At 60.1% G+C, this 22,345-nt stretch carries 16 protein-coding genes and 2 riboswitches; of the genes, 6 read left to right on the forward strand and 10 right to left on the reverse strand.

Annotation, left to right across the window (positions count from 1 at the left end):
* The first annotated feature begins 47 nt into the window (after nucleotides 1-47).
* Both FXN63_RS22575 and FXN63_RS22580 read left to right on the forward strand, forming a co-directional pair.
* Complete coding sequence (locus FXN63_RS22575; RefSeq protein WP_148817758.1) at nucleotides 48-1,025, forward strand: thymidylate synthase; 978 nt, start codon at nucleotides 48-50, stop codon at nucleotides 1,023-1,025.
* Between the two features lie 164 nt (nucleotides 1,026-1,189).
* Nucleotides 1,190-2,164, forward strand: coding sequence for a quinone oxidoreductase family protein (locus FXN63_RS22580; RefSeq protein WP_148817760.1), 975 nt, complete (start codon nucleotides 1,190-1,192; stop codon nucleotides 2,162-2,164).
* Nucleotides 2,165-2,178: 14 nt separating this feature from the next.
* Here FXN63_RS22580 and FXN63_RS22585 read toward each other — a convergent pair whose 3' ends face one another.
* The 3 genes from FXN63_RS22585 to FXN63_RS22595 form a co-directional block, all read right to left on the reverse strand.
* Nucleotides 2,179-3,117 (reverse strand): LysR family transcriptional regulator, encoded by a 939-nt coding sequence (locus FXN63_RS22585; RefSeq protein ID WP_148817762.1) that lies wholly within the window; start codon nucleotides 3,115-3,117, stop codon nucleotides 2,179-2,181.
* 192 nt (nucleotides 3,118-3,309) lie between these two features.
* On the reverse strand, nucleotides 3,310-3,897 hold the full coding sequence (locus FXN63_RS22590) for a redoxin domain-containing protein (RefSeq protein ID WP_148817764.1): 588 nt from the start codon (nucleotides 3,895-3,897) through the stop codon (nucleotides 3,310-3,312).
* 105 nt (nucleotides 3,898-4,002) lie between these two features.
* On the reverse strand, nucleotides 4,003-4,791 hold the full coding sequence (locus FXN63_RS22595; RefSeq protein WP_148817766.1) for a hypothetical protein: 789 nt from the start codon (nucleotides 4,789-4,791) through the stop codon (nucleotides 4,003-4,005).
* Between the two features lie 102 nt (nucleotides 4,792-4,893).
* On the opposite strand from FXN63_RS22595, the gene FXN63_RS22600 reads away from it, so the two are divergent.
* Nucleotides 4,894-5,853: an AraC family transcriptional regulator gene (locus FXN63_RS22600; protein WP_148817767.1), complete on the forward strand. Its 960-nt coding sequence runs from the start codon at nucleotides 4,894-4,896 to the stop codon at nucleotides 5,851-5,853.
* Here the strand turns inward: FXN63_RS22600 and FXN63_RS22605 are convergent.
* The 3 genes from FXN63_RS22605 to FXN63_RS22615 form a co-directional block, all read right to left on the reverse strand.
* A complete protein-coding gene (locus FXN63_RS22605) occupies nucleotides 5,843-7,759 on the reverse strand; it encodes a methyl-accepting chemotaxis protein (protein WP_148817769.1) in 1,917 nt (638 codons plus the stop codon). The genes FXN63_RS22600 and FXN63_RS22605 overlap by 11 nt on opposite strands.
* A gap of 351 nt (nucleotides 7,760-8,110) precedes the next feature.
* Nucleotides 8,111-10,030 (reverse strand): methyl-accepting chemotaxis protein, encoded by a 1,920-nt coding sequence (locus FXN63_RS22610; RefSeq protein WP_148817771.1) that lies wholly within the window; start codon nucleotides 10,028-10,030, stop codon nucleotides 8,111-8,113.
* A 326-nt stretch (nucleotides 10,031-10,356) separates the two neighbouring features.
* Nucleotides 10,357-12,273: a methyl-accepting chemotaxis protein gene (locus FXN63_RS22615; RefSeq protein ID WP_148817773.1), complete on the reverse strand. Its 1,917-nt coding sequence runs from the start codon at nucleotides 12,271-12,273 to the stop codon at nucleotides 10,357-10,359.
* A gap of 436 nt (nucleotides 12,274-12,709) precedes the next feature.
* Here FXN63_RS22615 and FXN63_RS22620 point away from each other — a divergent pair, with 436 nt between their 5' ends.
* From FXN63_RS22620 to FXN63_RS22630, 3 genes are all read left to right on the forward strand, one after another.
* Complete coding sequence (locus tag FXN63_RS22620) at nucleotides 12,710-13,195, forward strand: dihydrofolate reductase (protein ID WP_148817775.1); 486 nt, start codon at nucleotides 12,710-12,712, stop codon at nucleotides 13,193-13,195.
* Nucleotides 13,196-13,462: 267 nt separating this feature from the next.
* Complete coding sequence (locus FXN63_RS22625; protein ID WP_148817777.1) at nucleotides 13,463-14,734, forward strand: Zn-dependent hydrolase; 1,272 nt, start codon at nucleotides 13,463-13,465, stop codon at nucleotides 14,732-14,734.
* A 219-nt stretch (nucleotides 14,735-14,953) separates the two neighbouring features.
* Entirely contained in the window at nucleotides 14,954-15,385 is a 432-nt protein-coding gene (locus tag FXN63_RS22630) for a universal stress protein (protein WP_148817779.1), read from the forward strand.
* A gap of 119 nt (nucleotides 15,386-15,504) precedes the next feature.
* Here FXN63_RS22630 and FXN63_RS26925 read toward each other — a convergent pair whose 3' ends face one another.
* The 4 genes from FXN63_RS26925 to gcvT all read right to left on the reverse strand — a co-directional run bounded on the left by FXN63_RS26925 (nucleotide 15,505) and on the right by gcvT (nucleotide 22,017).
* Complete coding sequence (locus FXN63_RS26925) at nucleotides 15,505-15,852, reverse strand: hypothetical protein (protein WP_148817781.1); 348 nt, start codon at nucleotides 15,850-15,852, stop codon at nucleotides 15,505-15,507.
* 1,539 nt (nucleotides 15,853-17,391) lie between these two features.
* On the reverse strand, nucleotides 17,392-20,271 hold the full coding sequence (gcvP, locus tag FXN63_RS22640) for an aminomethyl-transferring glycine dehydrogenase (protein WP_148817783.1): 2,880 nt from the start codon (nucleotides 20,269-20,271) through the stop codon (nucleotides 17,392-17,394).
* A 193-nt stretch (nucleotides 20,272-20,464) separates the two neighbouring features.
* Nucleotides 20,465-20,842: a glycine cleavage system protein GcvH gene (gene gcvH, locus FXN63_RS22645; protein WP_148817785.1), complete on the reverse strand. Its 378-nt coding sequence runs from the start codon at nucleotides 20,840-20,842 to the stop codon at nucleotides 20,465-20,467.
* A 71-nt stretch (nucleotides 20,843-20,913) separates the two neighbouring features.
* Nucleotides 20,914-22,017: a glycine cleavage system aminomethyltransferase GcvT gene (gene gcvT / locus FXN63_RS22650; protein WP_148817787.1), complete on the reverse strand. Its 1,104-nt coding sequence runs from the start codon at nucleotides 22,015-22,017 to the stop codon at nucleotides 20,914-20,916.
* 72 nt (nucleotides 22,018-22,089) lie between these two features.
* Nucleotides 22,090-22,211: riboswitch (glycine riboswitch) on the reverse strand.
* A 12-nt stretch (nucleotides 22,212-22,223) separates the two neighbouring features.
* Nucleotides 22,224-22,326: riboswitch (glycine riboswitch) on the reverse strand.
* Between the last annotated feature and the right edge of the window lie 19 nt (nucleotides 22,327-22,345).

Here is a 22,345-nt window from a genome sequence, read left to right on the forward strand (position 1 = left end):
GCGCGCAGAGCATGTCCGCCGCGCGGGCGCGCCCCAAGGAAAACACCGTGAAACAGTACCTCGACCTCGTTCAGAACGTTTTTGACAACGGGAGTTGGCAAGACAACCGCACCGGCATTCGAACGCTCAGCCTGCCGGGTGCCATGATGCGTTTTGACCTGCAGCAAGGTTTCCCCGCCGTCACCACCAAAAAGCTGGCCTTCAAATCGGCCGTGGGTGAAATGGTGGGTTTCCTGCGCGCCAGCCGCAGCGCTGCCGAGTTCCGCGCCCTGGGGTGCAAGGTCTGGGACCAGAACGCCAACGAGAACCAGCAATGGCTGGCCAACCCGTACCGCCTGGGTGAAGACGACCTGGGCCCGGTCTACGGCGTGCAATGGCGCAACTGGCCCGCGTACAAGGTCGTGTCGGCGTCTGATCAGGCGCAGATCGACAACGCGCTGGCACACGGATACAGCTTGATCACCGTGTTCGACGAAGGCAAGGGCGAAGGTCAGCAAGCGCTGTTGTACAAGGCGGTGGACCAGCTTCGTCAGTGTCTGGACACCATCATGAAAGACCCCGGCAGCCGCCGCATTCTGTTCCACGGCTGGAACTGGGCGCAGCTGGAAGAAATGGCCTTGCCGCCCTGCCATCTGCTGTATCAGTTCCTGGTGAACAAGGCCAAGGGCGAGATTTCGCTGTGCCTGTATATCCGCAGCAATGACATCGGCTTGGGCACGCCCTTCAATTTGACTGAGGGTGCAGCCCTGCTGCATCTGGTTGGCCGACTGACGGGTTACACGCCACGGTGGTTCACGTATTTCATCGGTGACGTGCACATCTACGAAAACCACGTGGACATGCTGCAGGAACAGTTGAAGCGCGAGCCTTTCGAGGCACCGAAGCTGGTGCTGTCGGACCGCATTCCCGACTTTGCCAAGACTGGCAAGTACGAACCGGAATGGCTGGAAAAAGTGGAGCCCAGCGACTTCACGCTGGAAGGCTATCAACACCATGCGCATCTGACGGCACCGATGGCGGTGTGATCGCTGCGCAGTGCTTGCAATGGTCAGGAACCATTCAAGACCATTACTGCACTGGATGCACGATTTATCTGCATCCAGGCTGGATTGTTCCGCTGCCTGCATGCTGAAAAAATGAATCGCTTCAGGTCGGATCACTTGTCGATCCTACCTTTCAAGGAGCGAACATGGCAGAAGCGATCACCCTCACCAGAACCGGCGACGCCCGTGTGCTTGAACTGGTGCAGGTCAACGAAGTGGCCCCTGGCCCTGGCGAAGTCTGGCTTGAACAGCAGGCAATCGGCGTCAATTATCTCGACGCAACGCAGCGTAGCGGTGCAGTCCCGGTTCCGCTGCCCAACGGGCTAGGCCTGGAAGCAGCCGGACGCGTTGCCGCCATCGGACAGGGCGTGGACAACGTGGCGGTCGGTGACCGTGTGGCCTACGCACTGGGTCCGCTTGGCAGTTATGCCAGCGGTCGCCTGTACCCCGCCGCACGCCTGATCAAGCTGCCAGACGACATCAGCGCCGATGACGCTGCCGCCGTGATCTTCAAAGGCATCACCGCGCAATACTTGATCAAGAGCACTTACCCGGTCGGCCCGGGCACAGCAGTTGTGCTGTACGGCGCTGGCGGTGCGGTGGGTCAGTTGCTGGCATCGTGGGCACGCCATCTGGGCGCAAGCGTCATTGGCGTGGTGTCGAAGCAGGCAAGTGTCGAACGCGCGCTGGCAGCAGGTTGCAGTGCGGCGCTGGTATGGGGCGAATGTGACCTGCCTGCAGAGGTGGCTCGCCTGACAGACGGACGCAAGGCCGACGTGGTCTATGACGGCATCGGGCGCACCACGTTTTCGACCTCACTGGACTGCTTGCGATCGCGCGGCACGATGGTGTCGATGGGGGCGTCGAGCGGTACACCGCTGCCGGTGGAAGTCGGCACACTCAACGCCAAAGGCTCGCTGTTCCTGACTCGCCCTGGCCTTGCCGCGCACGCAACCGACATTGCCGAATACCGCAGCCGGGCGCTCGACGTATTCGATGCGGTCAGCCAAGGCATCATCACGCCCAAGGTGTGGAAAACCTTCGCGCTGGCTGACGCAGCGTCTGCACACGAGGCGCTGGAAAACGGCTCGTCGGCAGGTGCCATCTTGTTGAAACCCTGACGCAAACCTGGTGCTCAGTCCCCGCCTGGTGCAGCCCTGCCCCACGGAATGTTGCTGCGGAATTGCTCACGAATCCAGTCGATGAAAGCGGTGGTACGGGCTGGCGTGAATTGCGCCGAGGGCCGCACCAGATAGATACCGCCGTCAACATCGAAAGCCCAGTCGGGCAACACGCGCACCAATGTGCCAGTGCGCAAGTCGGTGCTCATCAACCACTCGCCTGCCCCCAGAATCCCAACGCCTGCACGCGCCGCTTCCAGCAGCGCCATGTTGTCGTTGGACCGCAGCGACCCGCGAGCGGTGACCGATTCGGTTCGTTCACCATTGGACAGATGCCATTCGGGATACGACGCAAATCCCTGGAACTCCAGGCAGTTGTGCTGGGCCAGGTCGGCAGGCGTGGTGGGCACCCCATATTGTTCAAGGTAGTCGGGCGAGGCACACAGAATGCGCTGGTGATCGCCCAGTTTGCGTGCCACCAGGCGGCTGTCGCGCAGCACGCCGATCCGCACTGCCGCGTCGTAGCCCTCGGCCACCAGGTCGATGTAGCGTTCGCTGTAATTCACCTCGACCTGCAATGCGGGATAACGCTTCATGAACGTGGGCAACAGCGGTGCCAGCCACTGCCGGCCCATCGCCGTGGGAAACGCAATGCGCAGCTTGCCGCGCAGCTCGGCTGCGCCTTGGGAGGCCTCTTGCTCGGCATCCAGAATCAGGGTGCCTGCGGCCCGCAATTTGTCGGCAAGCCGGCTGCCCGTCTCGGTGAGTCGCACGCGGCGCGTCGTGCGTTCGATCAGGCGCACGCCCAGGCGCTGCTCCAACGCCGCAATGCGTTTGGAGACGATGCTGGCGTGACGCTCCAGCGCACGTCCTGCGGCAACAAAAGAACCTTCGCGCGCCACCGCCAGCAAAGCGGCAAGCTCGTCGATGCGGGCGTTATCGAGTTCGATCATGGTGGGGTTGGCGACGGGTCAGATGGCTGGCCCGAAGCCCTTGGCTGAGGCGCGTGTTGGTATCGCCCTAGCTTACATGGCTGCGATGACATGGCGGCAATGACATAGCCCTAAACACATCGTCATCGCCCAGGCCCGCCAAGCGTCATGGGGCAACTTGCCTGACGGACCTGTTCACCCACACGATCACCGCTATATCGCGCATTGCTGCGCGTCGCAGCTTGGCGCGCCGGTCCGATGCGCTGTATCCACTACAACAGCATCGGAAGACAGCGCAGTCGCCCTACCCTGCTCGGCCACCAGTGTGCCGATCAAGGCACCCAACGGCAGGTCGTCGATCAAACCGAAGTGATTCAGTCTGACCACACCTTGCCGGTCGATCACCACCAGACTGGGCGTGCCGCGCAGAGCATAGGTCTGCATGGTGCTGGGCACCGGGCCGTCCGCCAAAGGCCGGTCAACGCCCACCGGGAAGGCAATGCGATATTCATGCAGAAACGCCTGCAAGGCATGCGGTGCCATCGCCGCATGGTGTTCGAACACGGTATGCAGACCCAACACCTGCACGTCCTGGCGCGAGAACGCGTGATGAATTTTCATTGCCTGCGGAAGCCCGTGACTGACGCATCCCGGGCACAGCATCTGAAACGCGTGCAGCACCACCACGCGGCCGCGCAGCGATGCCAGCGTGGGGGCGGTGTCGGTGTTGAACCACTGCAGCACGTCGAGTTCAGGCGCAAGCGTGCTGACTGCTGGAGAGTCGGATCTTGGGAAGGACATGGTGCGCTCCTGGATGAACGAAACGGCTTGCCGCCCATGCGCAGACGGCAAGCGGAATAGACCAACAAAGCAGACGAACAAACAAACAAACAGACAAGCGATGGATCAGCGATTCACCTTGCCGGGCAAGGACAGGTCGCCCGATGCCACCTTGAAGACGTCGACCACGCACAGCAGCGGGTTGTGCACGCTGGCATTGACGCGCAATGCGGCGGTGACCCCATCGAAGCCTGCGGCAGTCACTGCGCCGATATCATCAAAGGGCACTTTCACTTCAAGCGTATCGCCCGCAAAGGTCGGGCTCCAGCCCGGGCTGTCGATCAGGATCGGCAGGCCCGGCCAGGTCTTGGGCAAACGCGGCTTGGTGCCGGCCGGAATGTCGACCACTTTCAGCGCGCCCTTGCCGCAGGCCTCATCGGGCTGCAGCACCACCCAATGCGAATGCCAGACATCGCCATCGTTGTCGGTGCGGCCGTCGCCGTTCTCGTCGAACAAAGGCGTATCGTCGAAATCGGGATGCGACGTCACCGCAAAGGCCAGAATACCGGCCTTGCTCTCGAAGCCCACTGATGCCGGGTCCAGCGTGGTGGGCCACACATACGAAAACACGCTGCTGCCGGCCAGCTTGCCGGTCTTGGCAGGCGTGCTTTTGCCCGCCTTGCCCGACACCTGCATGTGGAAGGTGGCCACGTTGCCGTCAGTGCTGATCTTGGTGTGGACGATGTCGTAGGGAGCCTTCACCGCCGTGGCCGGCTTGCTGTGAATGCCACCGGTGTGGGCCTTGGCGTGGGGACCGTCGTGTGCGATAGCTGTACCAGACAAACCAGATAACCCGAACAACCCGGCACATGCCAGGGCCAGTGCAGCGCGTTTGAACGAAGTTTGCTGTCTCATGATTTTTCCTCGGATCGGGTGAAAGAGAACACGAGGAAGTTTTGCGCAGACAGCCGTACTATTGGGTTCTCAAAATCCACAAAACATACCAATTCGTCCACCATGAAGCCAGCCATCAGCATCGAGACGCAGCTTGAGCCCGTCCAGGCACTGGATCGCCTGTCCTGTCTGCTGGACCGCTTCCAGGTATCGGCAAGGCTTTTTCATACGGGCGCGCTCTGCGGCATCAGCACTTTCGAGGCACAACCCGGCAGGGGCTTCTTTCACGTGCTGCGGGCGGGCGAAATGGTGGTGACGCATCGCCAGGGAACCGGGCTTGCGCGTCGCATCGAAGCGCGTGAACCCACGCTGTTTTTCTACCCGCAGGCGCTTACCCACCGCTTCCACAACGCACCTAAAGACGGGGCCGATTTCACCTGCGCATCGGTGTATTTCGAAGGAGGTGCCAACCATCCGCTGGTGCAGGCATTACCGCCCTTGATCGTCCTGCCACTGGCCAAGGTACCGGGCTTGGCTGGCGCGCTCACGCTGCTGTTTGAAGAAGCAGACGCCGTGCGATGCGGGCACCGGCTGATCGCCGATCGGCTGTTTGAAGTGGTGTTGCTGCAGTTGTTGCGCTGGCTGCTCGACCACGGCCGGGAAAGCGGGATTGCCATCGGACTGGTGTCGGGCCTGGCCGATCCACAATTGGCCCGTGCATTGACTGCGATGCATGAACACCCGGAGGTGTCCTGGACGGTGGAATCGCTGGCAGACCGCGCCGCCATGTCGCGCAGCGCGTTTGCCAGCGCCTTCAAGAAAACCGTGGGCGTGACACCTGCCGACTACCTGACCGACTGGCGTCTGGCGATTGCCAGAAAGCGCCTGCGCCAGGGGCAGGCCGTCAAGGCGATAGCGCCTGCCCTGGGTTATGCCAACGCGTCGGCCCTGTCACGTGTGTTTGCGCAACGCGTGGGCATGTCGCCGCGCGAATGGCTCGCGCAAGTGGAAAGCCAGGAAGGGGAAAGTCAGGACGGGGAAAGCCAGGACGCGATGCCCGGCCCGACATCAATCAAAACGTGAACCTGCCCACCATGGTTTGCAGGTGCGCGCCCAGTTGAGCCAGCTTGACGCTCGACGTTGCCGTCTCCTGGCTGGCAGCCGAGGTCTGTTCGGAAATTTCCCGCACTGTGGTCACACTGCGATTGATCCCCTCGGTAACCGAACTCTGCTGCTCGGCCGCCGTGGCAATCTGGTGATTCATCGACTCGATGGTCGACACCGAACGCGTAATGCTGCCCAGCGACACCCCGGCCCGGCGCGCCAGTTCGACACTGCTGTCGGTCAGGGCACGGCTGCTTTCCAGGCTGCTTGCCACCTGCAAGGTGCCGCGTTGCAAGCCGGCAATCAACTGTTCGATTTCCTCGGTGGAATCCTTGGCACGCTGCGCCAGGCTGCGTACCTCGTCGGCCACCACCGCGAAACCGCGACCTGCCTCACCGGCACGTGCGGCCTCGATGGCAGCATTGAGCGCCAGCAGATTGGTTTGCTGCGCCACAGCCTTGATCACATCCAGCACGCTGCCGATCTTCTCGCTTTCGCGCTTCAGGTCGGTCATGGCCACCGTCGATTGCACCACCTCGTTCGCCAGCCGCTCGATCTGGCCGATCGCCTGTACCACGACCTCGTTGCCCTCGCCCGCTTCTCGGTTTGCATGAACTGCTGCATCGGAGGCCCGCTCAGCACTGCGGGCCACCTCGTGGACCGCAGCCGTCATCTCGCCCATGGCCGTGGCCAGCTGATCGGTTTCCTGCTGCTGGCCGTTCACACCCGAACTGGTCTGCGCAGTCACGGCCGACAGCTGCTCGGCCGAACTGGCAAGCTGCACAACGCCATCACGCAGGCCACCAATCAAGTCCCGCAGGTTCAAGGTCATGCGCTGCATGCTTGCCTGCAGCATGCCAAGCTCGTCGCGACGCGTCACCACTACGTCGTGGCTCAGGTCGCCATTGGCGACTTGCTCGGCACGCTGCAAGGTGGCCATCAACGGCCGCACGATCATGCGAGTGATGCCCAGTGCGGCAAGCACGCCCAACAGCAGCACCACGCCCGTCGCGACGGCCAGCAAGCCGTGCGCGCGCTGCTCATCGTCTGCGCGCTCCTGCGCCTGGATCTGGGCAAGCCGCTGGCTGGCGGCAAAGAGCTTTTCCATGTCTGCATCAAGGGCAAACTGCGTTACCTCGACCGCAGCCTGCGCATCACCGAATTGCCCGAATACTTCGCGGAACGCATCAAGCGACTTCTGCACGGCCTGAACGCTTTCAGGCTCGCTCGGCACCAGCAGCTTGTCCAGGGCCCGCACGCTGACGCCGCTTTGCTGGATGGCCGCGCGGGCGAGCGGTTCAAACTCGGGATTCAAGGTGTATGCATACTCGCCAACCTGCGCGCGCGCCTGCACCAGCAAGGACTGCGCGCGGGTGATGGCGTCGCGCTCGCCTTGACTGCGATCCTGCGACGCAATCCGGTTTGCCAAGGTCTGAAGTTCGGCGGTGGCCGTATCGGCATGCTTGGTGAATGCCGGACGGGCCGCCTCCCGACCCTTGATGCCTTCGACCAGATCAGCGTAATCCTGGCGATAGCGACGCACCGCTTCAGACGCCTGCTTGAGCTGAGGCACGCTCAGTTCCGAGGTGAAGACAGACCGGCTGTGCGCAAGGTGACTATCGAGCTTGCCCAGTTGTTCAGTCACGCTGTTGGCATCGGCCGTACTGGCCGTCAGGGTGTAGGACAGACGCGCAATGCGCATGTCCCGCGCAAGATCGTTCAGCGTGGCAATGTCGAGCATTCGCTCGCCGCGCACGCCCAAAGAAGTAATGGACCACCACCCGGTGATCGAAATTGCCAGGGTGAGTACCAGCACCAAACCAAAACCAAGAAGAAGCTTGGTACGAACACTGATATTTTCCAGCACGCGATTTATATAAGCCATGACCAGTAACCGCCCGTAGGAAAACCCATGCCCGGCGCAGATCACCTGCGTGCAGACTGCCAGAACGCCCAGCGAGCGCAAGCATAGTTAAGCGCTCTGGCATACGTAAGCTGGGGAATCTCTCTATGGTTAACGGCGGCCAGCAATAGCGGTCGAAAAAATCGCGGGAAAATCACGGCACTCGCGCGTTGCTTGTGCCATGACGTTGAATCATTTTTTTGCGCATGGCCTGCGCGGATGCAGATACGGACGCGGACGCAAACGCAGGTGCAAGGACAGGTGCAAGGACAGGTGCAAGAACAAGTGCGAAAGCAGGCGCAAACACAACGCTCGCTCAAACGCGAAACGAAGTCACAGCTTGAACTTGCCCACCATGATCTGAAGCTCGGAACCCAGCTGGGCAAGTCGAACGCTGGACGCTGCCGTTTCGTCGCTGGCCGATGCCGTCTGTTCTGATATCTGGCGCACATTGATCACGCTGCGATTGATGCCTTCCGTGGCAGAACTCTGCTGCTCGGCTGCCGCCGCAATCTGGTGGTTCATCGACTCAATCGCCGACACCGAACGGGTAATACTGCCCAGTGAAGACCCTGCACGCTGGGCCAGTTCCACGCTGCTGTCGGTCAGCGTGCGACTGCTTTCCAGGCTGCCTGCCACCAGCATGGTGCCGCTTTGCAGACCAGAGATCAGTTGCTCGATCTCCTCAGTAGATGTGTGTGCGCGTTGCGCCAGACTGCGCACTTCATCGGCCACCACCGCAAAACCACGACCGGCCTCACCTGCGCGCGCAGCCTCGATGGCAGCGTTAAGCGCCAGCAGGTTGGTCTGCGCTGCCACACCCTTGATCACGTCCAGCACGCTGCCGATTTTCTCGCTTTCGCGTTTCAGTTCCGCCATGGCTGCAGTGGAATTTTCGACTTCGGTTGCCAGGCGCTCGATCTGGGAAATGGCCTGGCCCACCACATTATTGCCTTCGCTTGCCTCGCGGCTGGCGTTCACCGCTGCCCCTGATGCCTGTTCCGCGTTGCGCGCCACGTCGTGCACGGCAGCGGTCATCTGGCTCATTGCAGTCGCTACCTGATCGGTCTCCACGCGCTGCCCATTCACGCCCGCACTGGTCTGCTCAGTCACTGCCGACAGCTCTTCGGCAGCTCCCGCAATTTCCTGTACGCCATCACGCAGACCACCGATCAGGTCTCGCAGGTTCAGTGTCATGCGCTGCATGCTGCGCTGAAGCGCACCCAGCTCGTCGCGACGCGTCACCATCATGTCGTGCGTCAGATCACCGTCTGCCACGCGCTCGGCATTACGCAAAGTTGCGTTAAGCGGCCCGACAATCTGATGCGTGATCAGCCAGGTGGCCAAGGCTCCGATCACCAATGCAGCCAGCGTAGCGATGGCAAGCACGCGGTTGGCGGTATCGACATCTTCCGCGCTCAGCGCAATCTCGTTCTGCGCCAGCTTCTCGCTGATCCCAAGCAAGACCGCAATCTCGGCGCGAAGTCCGGTCACTGCCTTGCTTGCCGTAGTGTTGTTGTCGATGAACTGCACAAAGCTGGTACGGAAAGCCGCCAGTGCGGTCTGGATGCGCTGAACGCTGTCGGGCTCGGCAGGCGACATCACCGCATTGAGCGTGTTCAGTTGGCGACTGGCTTGTTCGATGGCATCGTTGGCTGGCTGGGCAAGCTCGCTTTTCAGGCTGTAGGCATATTGGTTGACCTGCGCTCGGGCCTGGTCCAACAATACCTGCGCCTTTGCAACCGCATCACGTTCGGCCTGATTGCGATCCTGGGATGCCATGCGGTTCGCCAGCGTTTGCAACTCGGCATCGGCAGTATCGCCATGACGCACCAATACCGGCTGGTCGTTGTCGCGCGCAGTCATCGCCTGCACGAATTCAGTCAGGTGAGCGCGATAGCGTTTGGTGGCCTCTGTTGCTTGCGACAGGTCTGCAATGTTGGCTGGGAGCAGAAAAACCGATTTGCTGTAGGCAAGGTGCTGATCAAGTTCATCCAGGCGCTTGAAGATTGCAGCCGCACCTGCTGCGTCAGGCTGCACGGTGTAGTTCAGGCGCGTGATCAGTACGTCGCGGGCCAGGTCGTTCAGCTTGGACGTCACCACTACGTGCCTGCCACGGTCACTCAGCGATCCAAGACCTGACCAACTGCTGCCGGCGATCAATATCGTCAGTGCCAACACCACACCAAAGCCCAGGAAGAGCTTGTTGCGAACGCTTATATTTTCCAGAACTCGATTAAATGCCGAAAGCATTTATGCACACTCGCCTGTCGAAATTAAAAACAGCCAAGCGTTCGTTCAGAACGGGCTGTGAATATCACTGCGGCCGGCAGTATATACAGAGCCAAACAATGACATTTTCGACGAAGGACATTAGTTTCTGAGTCGCCGCCAACCCATGAGGGTGACAAAAAAGCGCCAAAAACCGAGTAATTGAGGGCTTATACGGGCAATCAACCGAAAATCGGTATCCAAAGCAGGCGTTGGTCAATGACGCCCGCTTTGGTTATCCGAATAACTCGACTTATCTTTTTGCGAATGCTTTGCGCAAACGCAAACTCATCGTTAATAAATCCGCTTTACAGCTTGAATTTACCCACCATGATCTGCAGCTCGGAACCCAGCTGAGCAAGCCGGATGCTGGACGCTGCCGTTTCGTCGCTGGCTGATGCTGTCTGTTCTGAGATCTGGCGCACGTTGATCACGCTGCGGTTGATGCCTTCCGTGGCCGAACTCTGCTGTTCCGCCGCCGCCGCAATCTGGTGATTCATCGATTCGATTGCCGACACCGAGCGGGTGATGCTACCCAGCGATGAACCTGCACGCTGAGCCAGTTCAACACTGCTGTGGGTCAAGGTGCGGCTGCTTTCCAGACTTGCGGCAACCAGTTCGGTGCCACCTTGCAAACCGGAAATAAGCTGCTCGATCTCTTCCGTAGACGTCTGCGCACGTTGCGCCAGGCTGCGCACTTCATCGGCCACCACTGCGAAACCACGACCGGCCTCGCCCGCGCGTGCGGCTTCAATGGCGGCATTGAGCGCCAACAGATTGGTCTGCGCCGCGACGCCCTTGATCACGTCCAGCACAGTGCCGATCTTCTCGCTTTCGCGCTTCAGGCCCGCCATGGCGGTCATCGAATTTTCGACTTCACCGGCCAAGCGTTCAATTTGCGCAATGGCCTGCCCGACGACCTCGTTGCCCTCGCTCGCCTCGCGGCTGGCGTTCACTGCTGCGCCTGAAGCCTGTTCGGCATTGCGCGCCACGTCTTGCACGGCAGCGGTCATCTGGCTCATTGCCGTGGCCACCTGGTCGGTTTCCGTGCGCTGTCCGTTGACACCGGCACTGGTCTCTTCCGTCACCGCCGACAACTCTTCGGCAGCGCCCGCAATTTCCTGCACCCCGTCACGCAGACCGCCGATCAGCTGACGCAGATTCACAGTCATGCGCTGCATGCTGCCTTGAAGTGCACCAAGTTCGTCGCGTCGCGACACCACCAGGTCATGGGTCAGGTCGCCATTGGAAATACGCTCGGCACTCTGCAATGTCGCACTCAGCGGGCCAACGATCTTTCGGGTGATCACCCATGCCGCCAGCAGCCCGATCAGCAACGCGCCCAAGGTGGCACCGATCAGCATGTTGTTGGCGTCTCTGACGTCTTCATCGCTCAGTGTGACCTGGCGCTTTGCCAGCTGGTCGCTGATGGCGATCACACCGCGAATGTTGGTCAGCAGTTCAGCCAGCGTCTTGCTGGCAACGTCGTTGAGGTCGACGAACCGGGTGAATTCCGTCTGAAATGCCGCCATTTCCCTCTGGATGGTCTGCATGCTGGCGGACTCGGTCGACAACATGGTGTTCAGGGTAGTCAGGTGATTGACCGCCTGTGTGACGGCGTCCTTGGCCGGTGCAGCAAGTTCGCTCACGAAGGCATAGGCGTACTGATTGGTCGCCGTACGCGCTTTGTCCAGCAACAACTCGGCTCTGGCCACCGCATCGCGCTCTGCCTGAGCACGATCTTGCGAGGCCATGCGGCCCATCATGGCCTGCATTTCGGTGTTGGCAGCTTCAGCGTGGCTCACGAACTTCAGCTGAGTACCTTCCCGCGAATTGATGGCATCGACATACGGCGTCAGATGCGCGCGGTACGCTTTTGCCAATACGATGGCTTTTTTCACATCCTCGGCATTGACGGGCGTCTGGAACCTGGGAACGAGCTTGACGAGATGCTGATCGAGCTCATCAAGGCGCTTGAAAATCGTGGCTGCTCTATCGGGACTCGGCTGCACCGTAAAAGACTGGCGGGCAAGCAGCGTGTCACGCGATAGATCGTTCAACCTGCCGATTTCAGCGACACGGTCAATGCGGTGATCCAATGACTGGATCGCCGACCAACTGCTAGCAGCGATCAGGGTGGTAAGGGCCAGCACAATGCCAAAGCCCGTGAAAAGCTTGTTGCGAACGCTGATGTTTTCCAGGGTTCGATTGACTGCTGAGAACATGGTTGTAGATCCGCCTAAGTGGGTGAAGGGCGCAAGGCGTCTCTCCGGCGCGGCAATACATGTTGCGGCGCTCGGCAATACGTCCAGAACTTGGGGTGAAGATGGTCGTCGGGAAAGCTATGCAGCCCGAACGGGCTGCATTGTTGGACGGCCCGATAAGAGCCGTTCCAAGACAGAACACACGCAGGTAGATCGTGTACTGATACGCGCACACGCCGCCTGATTGGCGACATCTGCGAGCCATCACGGATAAGCGTCAGGTCAGCTCAAAACAGCATGCCAACCCGGACTTCTCGTGATGGCTGCAAGCGTAATGCAGCCGTCATATGCTATTTTCGGCAGTAGAAGCAGGGTTTGCCCTCTATTCAACGTTATGAGTTGCTGTACTCGGCGCATTCCGTGCCGTTGAAGCAGTGATGTTTTTACAGAAAACGCCATGCCTGCCATTACCCTCGTTGTCGCGTACACACGCAATCGTGTCATTGGCCGCGACAACAAAATGCCCTGGCACTTGCCGGGCGACCTTGCCCACTTCAAGCGCACCACGCTCGGCCGCCCGATCCTGATGGGTCGCAAGACCTGGGAGTCGATTGGTCGCCCGTTGCCCGGCCGCCAGAACATCGTGATCACGCGCAACGCCGCGTATGCAGCAGCCGGCGCAACCGTGGTCGACTCGCTGGATGCAGCACTGGCCGCCGCCGGTGACGTCGATCAGATCTTCGTGATCGGTGGTGCTGAAATCTTCAAAGACGCCCTGCCCCGTGCAAGCCGGTTGGTGGCAACGGAGATCGATGCCGACATCGATGGCGACACGTGGTTTGCCCCGCTGCCGGAAGGCCAATGGCAGGAAGTCGAAAGACTCCCGCAGCCCGAGGACAACGGCTTGTCGTACAGCTTCGTGACCTATACACGCACGCGCTGAAACAACACAGTTCATGGCGGTGCAGGCATCGGTGCAAGCCGCTTCTTGCACCGCTAGCTGCCTAGCGCGTCGGCACCCGACACCGAAGCCTGCACAAGCACTACAGTTCACGCAAAGCGACCAATACAGTTTGCCAATTTCCCGGCAAGCGTCCCTGTCGGGTTCGCCAACACCTCTCCAGACTGGCATTCTTACGCGTAATCCCGCACAGTCAGGCCTATCGACGCGGCTCGAGCCGCGCTTGGCCCCCCACATGGAGTGAGACACATGGCAGCGAATCCCGATTTTTCCGCAGTGACCCAGGCAGTGACCGATTTGCGCGTTGACGGCAAACGCCTCTGGGACTCCCTGATGGAGCTGGCCAAGATCGGCGGCACCCCAAAAGGTGGCGTCTGCCGGTTGACCCTGACCGACCTGGACCGCCAGGGCCGCGACCTGTTCATCAGCTGGGTGCGCGAACTGGGCTGCACCGTCCGCATCGACCCGATCGGCAACATCTTCGCGCGCCGGGCCGGCCGCAACCCCGATCTGCCCGTGGTGCAGACCGGTAGCCATCTGGATACGCAGCCAACCGGCGGCAAGTTCGACGGCAACTACGGCGTATTGGCCGGCCTGGAAGTGCTGCGCACCCTGCACGACGCCAACATCGTCACCGACGCCCCGCTGGAAGTCGTGGTGTGGACCAATGAAGAAGGCTCACGCTTCGTGCCCGTGATGATGGGCTCGGGTGTGTTCATCGGCGAATTCACACTGGAACAAGCGCTGAACGCCGTAGACCGCGAAGGCATCTCGGTGCGAGAAGCCTTGAACGCCATCGGCTATGCCGGCACCGACCAGGTGGCAGGCCAGCCCGTTGATGCGTACTTCGAAGCCCACATCGAACAAGGCCCGATTCTGGAAGCCGAAGACACCGTCATCGGTGTGGTTACCGGTGCCCTGGGCCAACGCTGGTACGACGTTGAACTCACCGGCGTCGAAGCCCATGCCGGCCCCACGCCCATGCCGCTGCGCCGCGACGCGCTGCTGGCCGCCGCCGACCTGATTACCACAGTCAACCGCATCGCCAACAACCACGCGCCACACGCACGCGGCACGGTTGGCTACATGAACGTACACCCCAACTCGCGCAACGTGATCCCCGGTGGCGTGACCATGACCGTGGACCTGCGTGCAGGCGACGACGCAACCCTGACCGCGATGGACGCCGAACTGCGTTCCGCCTGCGCCGACCTGAACCGCTTTGGTGTCAGCAGCCAGGTGTCGCAAGTGGTGTACTTCCCGCCGCAGCCCTTCGCCCCGCCGCTGGTCGAAGCCGTGCGCGACGGCGCTGGCGCGCTGGGCCTGTCGGCCATGGACGTGGTCAGCGGTGCCGGACACGATGCGGTCTACATGGCGCGCGTGGCCCCCACGGCCATGATCTTCGTGCCCTGCAAGGACGGCATCAGCCACAACGAGATCGAAGATGCCAAGCCGGAACATCTGGAAGCCGGCTGCAATGTCCTGCTGCATGCGATGCTGGCGCGCGCCAAGGTCAGCTGAAGCGGGATTGGGTTATGCCGATCACGGTGTCACCCTGCCATTGATGCGACATTCAGTGTCTTAAGCTGAAAATAAGCTGAATAAGTTACGACTTGCTTTAGATAAAGACCTGCGTACTGAGGGCAGCTATCCTGCCTTCAGAAGCTGGCCATTCAGGCCAGCAGCCTGCCCCGCAACACCCGCGCACAGGCAGGCCGCAAGTCTTATCAAGGAGCGTCGATGACCAAAATCATTCTTGCCACGGACGGTTCCGAACACAGCCAGGCGGCTGCACACTATCTGGTCAGGAACCCGATTCTGAATCCGCAAGCTGACGTGATCGTGGTTTCCGTTGCCACGCGCCTTCCGCCGCACGTCACCGGTTCGCTGTCTTCGGGCGATGCAAACAGCTGGTACGAAGACGAAAACCGCAAGGCGCTGCAACCGGTCGAAGACATTCTGCGTGCCGGCAATATCCGCTTCAGCTCGGCGGGTTTAAACGGCGTGCCGGAAGATGCGATCGTCGACTATGCAAATGAGGTCAGTGCTGACCTGATCGTGATCGGCACGCATGGCCATGGCGCGCTGCTGAATGCAGTGATGGGGTCGGTGGCGTCGAAGGTGTTGACGAAGAGTTCGGTGCCGGTGTTGTTGATTAAAAAGCCGGGTTGATTTCAGCGCAGCCCTTGGCTGCGCCATGTCGTAGAAGTCAAGTCGAGCGTTGAAGCGGATCGTCCGATTATTAACGCTCGGTCTTGTTCAAAACAGGAGAAAACCGAAATCATTCAGAGTCATTCTTCGGAGCGACAATAAGAATTTATAAAATAATTTATTACTTGATCGATTTTTTCAATCCGGGAAAAATCGGACTTTCGAGCAACATAATCCACCTCCATATCCGGCGGGACTTCTCTGAATATTCTCATGCCAGGTGGACCATCGGGGGGATAGACAATAACCGTCGTTGGAAATTCTTCCTTCACATAGAATTTTCTTCCGTGGTTTTTCATTTCCTCATAAACCCTGAACCCTTGGTAATTTTCCTTCTCAATTGTTCCAAGAAAGTTCTCATTCGAATTTTTCGAGATCGAACCTAGTTGTAACTTGGAATCTGTTCTCGAAAAGTCCTTTCTGCTCATAAGAAAAAATACTCAGGAAACTCTGGAAAATTAATTGCGTCCTCTTTGGAGATTTCAAGCTTCAACCTGACTATATCTCCCAGACCCCCCTCAAAGTTGGCCAATACGAGGTGAGATGGGAATGAGCAGCGGTTCCAAAAAAAATTTTCTGGACGACCTTCTACAGCAGGTTTACTTAAAATCATCCCTAGAAGACAGAAGAAAAAAACAGCTATCAGTACTACTGCCTCCAACACTAGTCTTCTCATAAAATTCCACAGCAAGAAATACTGGTCCGTCGCAAGAGACGCCATTCAACTCATAAAAGCTACAGATCATGCAAGACCTGAGCAATGCAGCATCAGAATTGGTCAGAGAAATAAAGCTGCGGCAAGCGCCCATAAGAAAGCGCTTTCGCGCTGGTTCGGTCGTGCCGCCGGTCTACTTGCTGACCATCAAACCTCGACGTAGCTCTCCAACGGCAGGTAGCCGCAGATCAGATTCCGATCGCCTTACGCGTTATCCACATGCGCCCCCGGCCGCCGTAGTAAGCGTTGGAATCAAATCACTCACGGTCAACCTTATTGCAAATCAACTTAATACGGCTATCTACAATATTATTAATTTCGTAAAACCTCAGAACATCCGACCCCTCTATTACATAAGCAAGCTGGATATTTTCTGAGATGTTTCGGTACACTCGTGCCGTTTGAAGCCCTTCAGATGAAACCATAATTAATGCTGCCGGGCCATCTTTTTTACGTAGTATCTGCTATACCCATCACCTGGAGGCGAAAAATAAAGATCAAAACCAGCAAGATCGGAATCATCAGCAAGATAATAATAATAAAATTTAGAAACCCATCTTCCTTGCGATGAAGCTCTACTTTGCGATGCATCTCGGTGCCATATCAATGCAACTGACAAAGGGAATGATGAAGACCCTTGCATATAATTATCCGAAGCACCTATATTCAATCTAGCAACCTCATCGAATACAGCTCTCAATCCGAACTCTCCAGCTATGCAGCCGTGCCACCTCTGCTGCTCGCTATCACGCTAAAAGATATTTATCAAAACAAAAGAACCTAGCAATAAAAAGGACAACAACAAAAACGTTCTGTTTTTTTGACTTGAACATCTTCACCACCAACAAAGCCATTGACTGCGAACCTACCCAAATACTGCAGATCGCTATCTAAAAGAAAACATATTTTTCTTCTAAAACATATAAAACCGAACAAACCCGGAACACGGTCACAGAAGAAGCTACATTCGTAAAGCGGGTAGGGCAATCTGGCGTCAGAACTCGTCAGTATTTTTTAACCACTCCAGGCTCGGCTCTTTCTCCCCAGAAAACCAATACCCCCCCAAAAAAAATTTTTATTCATGACACAGCAGGTCAAATTTTATTATCTTGATAAATTTTCTTTATTCATAAGCACTGAGTACTCCATCTGATGTCACCTTTCGTGTCATCAATGCTTGAAAACTGACGGACATAAAAAAACCGGCGCTTTCGCGCCGGTTCGGTCGTGCAGCAGGTCTACTTACCGACCATCAGACCTCAACGTAGCTCTCCAACGGCGGGCAGCTGCAAATCAGGTTCCGATCGCCATATGCGTTATCCACACGCGCAACCGGCGGCCAGTACTTGTTCTGACGCAGTGACGCCAGCGGGTAAGCCGCCTGCTCACGCGGGTAGTCATGCTGCCAGTCTGCCGCCAGCAACATCGCTGCTGTGTGCGGAGCATTCTTCAGCACGTTGTCTTCACGGTCACGCTCGCCACGTTCCACCTGGGCGATTTCTTCGCGGATCGCAATCATCGCGTCGATGAAGCGGTCCAGCTCGTCCAGGCTTTCCGATTCGGTCGGCTCGACCATCAGCGTGCCGGCCACCGGGAAGCTCATGGTGGGGGCGTGGAAGCCGTAGTCCATCAGGCGCTTGGCAACGTCTTCACCGCCAATGCCCGAGGTTTCCTTGATCGGACGGATGTCCAGAATGCACTCGTGCGCCACGCGGTCGTTGCGGCCGGTGTACAGCACCGGGTAGTACGGGGCCAGGCGTTTGGCGATGTAGTTGGCGTTCAGAATCGCCACTTCCGTTGCGCGGCGCAGGCCTTCGGCACCCATCATGGCGACGTAGGTGTACGAGATTGGCAAGATGCCGGCCGAGCCGAACGGGGCGGCCGACACGGGACCAACCGGCTGGTCTTCCGACAGGCGGCCTTGGTTGTCGACCACGCCGGGCAGGTAGGCAGCCAGGTGCGAGCGCACGGCCACGGGGCCGACGCCCGGTCCGCCACCGCCGTGGGGGATGCAGAAGGTCTTGTGCAGGTTCAGGTGGGACACGTCGGAACCGAATTTGCCGGGGCGGGCAATGCCGACCAGCGCGTTCAGATTGGCACCGTCCATGTACACCTGGCCGCCGGCGTCGTGCACCATGCCGCAGATTTCAGCCACGGCATCTTCGAACACGCCGTGAGTCGACGGGTAGGTGATCATCAGCGCGGCCAGGCGGTCGCCCACTTGCGCGATCTTGGCGCGCAGGTCTTCCACGTCGACGTTGCCTTGGGCATCGCAGGCGGTGACGACCACCTGCATGCCGACCAGTTGGGCCGATGCCGGGTTAGTGCCGTGTGCCGACGACGGGATCAGGCAGATGTCACGTTGGCCTTGGCCGTTGGCGCGGTGGTAGGCGCGGATGGCCAGCAGGCCGGCGTATTCGCCTTGCGCGCCGGAATTGGGTTGCAGGCTGACGGCGTCGTAGCCGGTGATTTCGCACAGGGCGACCGACAGCTTGCCGATCAGGGTGCGGTAACCCGCAGTTTGCACAGCAGGGGCAAACGGGTGGATGGCGGCGAACGACGGCCAGGTGATCGGGATCATCTCGGTCGTGGCGTTCAGCTTCATGGTGCACGAACCCAGCGGGATCATGGTGCGGTCCAGCGCCAGGTCCTTGTCGGCCAGGCGGCGCAGGTAGCGCAGCATGTCGGTCTCAGAATGGATGCTGGAGAACACCGGGTGCGTCAGGATCGGGCCTTCGCGGCGCAGTGCGTCGGGCACGCCACCGGCGGCAGCGGCGTCCATTGCATCGATGTCCAAGGTCGGCACAGGCTTGCCCACTGCGCCGGCAAAAGCGGTGACCAGGGCGACGATGTCATCGCGGCCAGCGGTTTCGTCAAAGGACACCGCCAGTTGCGTGTTGCTCACGCGGCGCAGGTTGTAGCCAGCGGCTTCTGCTGCGGTGTGGATGGCGTCGGTCGCCGTACCGGATTCAACCAGCAAGGTGTCGAAGAACTCGCCATGCGCGACCGACACGCCAATCGCAGCCAGGCCGTCGCGCAGCACGCGCGCCAGGCGGTGGGTGCGCTCTGCAATGCGTTTCAGGCCGTCCGGGCCGTGCCACACGGCGTACATGCCGGCCATCACGGCCAGCAGCACCTGCGCGGTGCAGATGTTGGACGTAGCTTTCTCGCGGCGGATGTGTTGTTCGCGGGTTTGCAGCGCCAGGCGCATGGCGGAGTTGCCCAGCGCGTCTTTCGACACGCCGACCAGACGGCCCGGCATGTTGCGCTTGAAGGCATCGCGGCAAGCCATGAAGGCGGCGTGCGGGCCACCGAAACCAAACGGCACACCGAAGCGCTGGGTGGAACCGATGGCAATGTCGGCACCCCATTGGCCAGGGGCCGACAACACGGTCAGCGCCAGCAGGTCGGTTGCGCAGGCCACCACCGCGCCGCGCTCGTGCAGGGTGGCGGTCAGTGCGCGGTAGTCCACGACGCGACCCAGCGATTGCGGGTATTGCAGCAGCGCGCCGTAGCACTCGGGCACGCCCTCGGCTTCGTCACCGATCACCAGTTCGATGTCCAGGCCTTCGGCGCGCGTGCGCACCACTTCGATGGTCTGCGGATGGCAGAACTTCGACACGAAGAACACGTTGCTGCGCGACTTCGCACCACGGCGCGCCAGGGTCATGGCTTCGGCGGCAGCGGTGCCTTCGTCCAGCAGCGATGCGTTGGCGATGTCGAGCGCGGTCAGGTCGGTGACCATGGTCTGGAAGTTCAGCAGCGCTTCCAGGCGGCCTTGCGAAATTTCGGGTTGGTACGGCGTGTAGGCCGTGTACCAGGCAGGATTTTCCAGGATGTTGCGCAGGATCACCGGCGGAGTGTGAGTACCGTAGTAGCCCTGGCCGATGAAGCTGCGCAGCACGGTGTTGCGCCCGCCGATTTCAGCCAGTTCGGCCAGCACGTCGACTTCGCTGCGCGGGCCGGGCAAGGCCAGCGGCGCACGTTCGCGGATGCCGGGCGGCACGACCTGGTCGATCAGCGCGTCCAGGCTGTCTGCGCCAACGGTGGCCAGCATGCGGGCCTGTTCGTCCGCCGTGGGACCAATGTGGCGGGTGATGAATTCGGCGTGGCTTTCCAGCGTGCGCAACATGAAGGGATTCCTGCGGGAAATGATCCAGGGGTCGGATCAGGAAAAACGAATGGGGAAATACGAAAACGACGTCGAACCGACAAACCAGCGCCAGTCGAAACGCTGCTGGCGCAAGGCATACCTGCTTTGGGAGCAGAGGGTCGTAAGTTCGAAGCCATCCAGCTGCGAGCCAAGGCCCGCAGCTGGACTACGCTCAGGCGTCCAGCGAAGCCTGGTAGCTCGATGCGTCCAGCAGCTTGCTGATGTCAGCCGGATTGGCCGGCTTGATCTTGAAGATCCAGGCGGTGTACGGGGCTGCGTTCAGGGTTTCCGGGCTGTTTTCCAGCTCTTCGTTGAAGGCAACGATTTCGCCGTCAACCGGGGCGTAGATGTCGGAAGCGGCCTTGACCGACTCGACCACACCAGCGGTTTCGCCAGCCTTGAGCGTGGCACCCACTTTGACGTCGCCGACGTACACCAGGTCACCCAGCTGGTCTTGTGCGGGGTCGGTGATACCGACGACAAACACGTCACCTTCGGCGCGGACCCATTCGTGGGTGGCGGCATATTTCAGATCGGTGGGCAGATTCATGAGGTACTCCGATGGCGGCGCAGCGCTCGCCGCGCCATGGGAAAAAGGGAAAAACGGGGCTAGCGCGGCGATCAGGCCGACGCGTGGTCTACGGCAGCACCATTGCGCACAAACGGCAGTTTGCACACTTGGGCCGGGACCAATTTTCCGCGAATATCGACGTGGACAACATCACCGACTGCAACGCCTGCGGGCAGACGCGCAAAGCCGATCGACACGCCCAGCGTGGGCGACATGCTGCCGCTGGTCAGTTCACCATCACCATGCGGCGTTTCCACGCGCATGTGGGCGCGCATCACGCCACGCTCCAGCAGCTTCAGGCCATGCATGCGGCGTGTGCCGCCGAAAACTTCCAGCGCGTCGCGGCCGATGAAACGGCGCTCGGCGTCTTTGCTGTGCACGGTCCAGGTCAGGCCAGCTTCTGCCGGGAAGACCAGCTCGTCCATGTCCTGGCCATACAGATTCATGCCGGCTTCCAGACGCAGCGTGTCGCGTGCGCCCAGGCCGCAAGGCTTCACGCCAACGGCGATCAGGTCACGCCACAGCTCGGCAACTTCAGAGGCAGGCACCACGATTTCGAAACCGTCTTCACCGGTGTAGCCGGTGCGTGCCACCAGGGCCGTACCCGCTTCCACGGCCGAGAACACGCCCAGCGCGTCGGTCACGGTTTCCCAGGCCGGGCGCGCGGCCCACACCTTGGCGCGGGCCTGCGGGCCTTGCACGGCAATCATCGCCAGATCGCGGCGCGGGGTGATGGTGACGTCCCAGTTCTGTGCAGCTGCCACGCGCTGCATCCATGCGATGTCCTTGTCGGCGGTGCCGGCATTGACCACCACGCGGTAGTGCGTGGGCGTGAAGAAATACACGATCAGGTCATCGATGACCCCACCCTGCGGGTTCAGCATGCACGAGTACAAGGCCTTGCCAGGCAGGCTCAGGCGGGCCACGTCGTTGGCGATCAACAACCGCAAGTAAGCCTGGGCACGCGGACCGATGACATCGACGTTCAGCATATGCGACACGTCGAACATGCCGGCGTCACGACGCACGGTGTGGTGTTCGTCCAGTTGCGACCCATAGGCGATGGGCATGTCCCAACCGCCAAAGTCGACCATCTTGGCGCCCAGGGCGACGTGTTCTGAATGAAGCGGGGTTTGTTTCAAGGCATGCGACACGGCAACTCCAGCAAGGCAAGGGCGTATAGGGGGAATGACAGCACGTCACTGCAAGCAGTAATTCGTACTGTCTCACGCCCCTCTGTCCTTTTGCCTGAGAGTTTTCCGTCGCCCGCGTGGCGGGGGGCCGGTGTGCACCTTCGGCGGTCCCGCGACAGGCCTGGCCTGTGGGGACTCTCTCCAGAGTGCTGTCCCGTGCGAACACGGCACACGATGCGGTATTGGAGCCTGAGCGATTCTGGGCGAATTGCGCCTTCGGCGGCATGGCGGCGGGTTTCCCGGCCGCATGCGCTCTCCCGCGTGATGCGTCGACAGCGGGACGAAGAAT

Origin of the sequence: Pigmentiphaga aceris (genome assembly GCF_008119665.1) — a bacterium.
Classification (GTDB): Bacteria; Pseudomonadota; Gammaproteobacteria; order Burkholderiales; family Burkholderiaceae_B; genus Pigmentiphaga; species Pigmentiphaga aceris.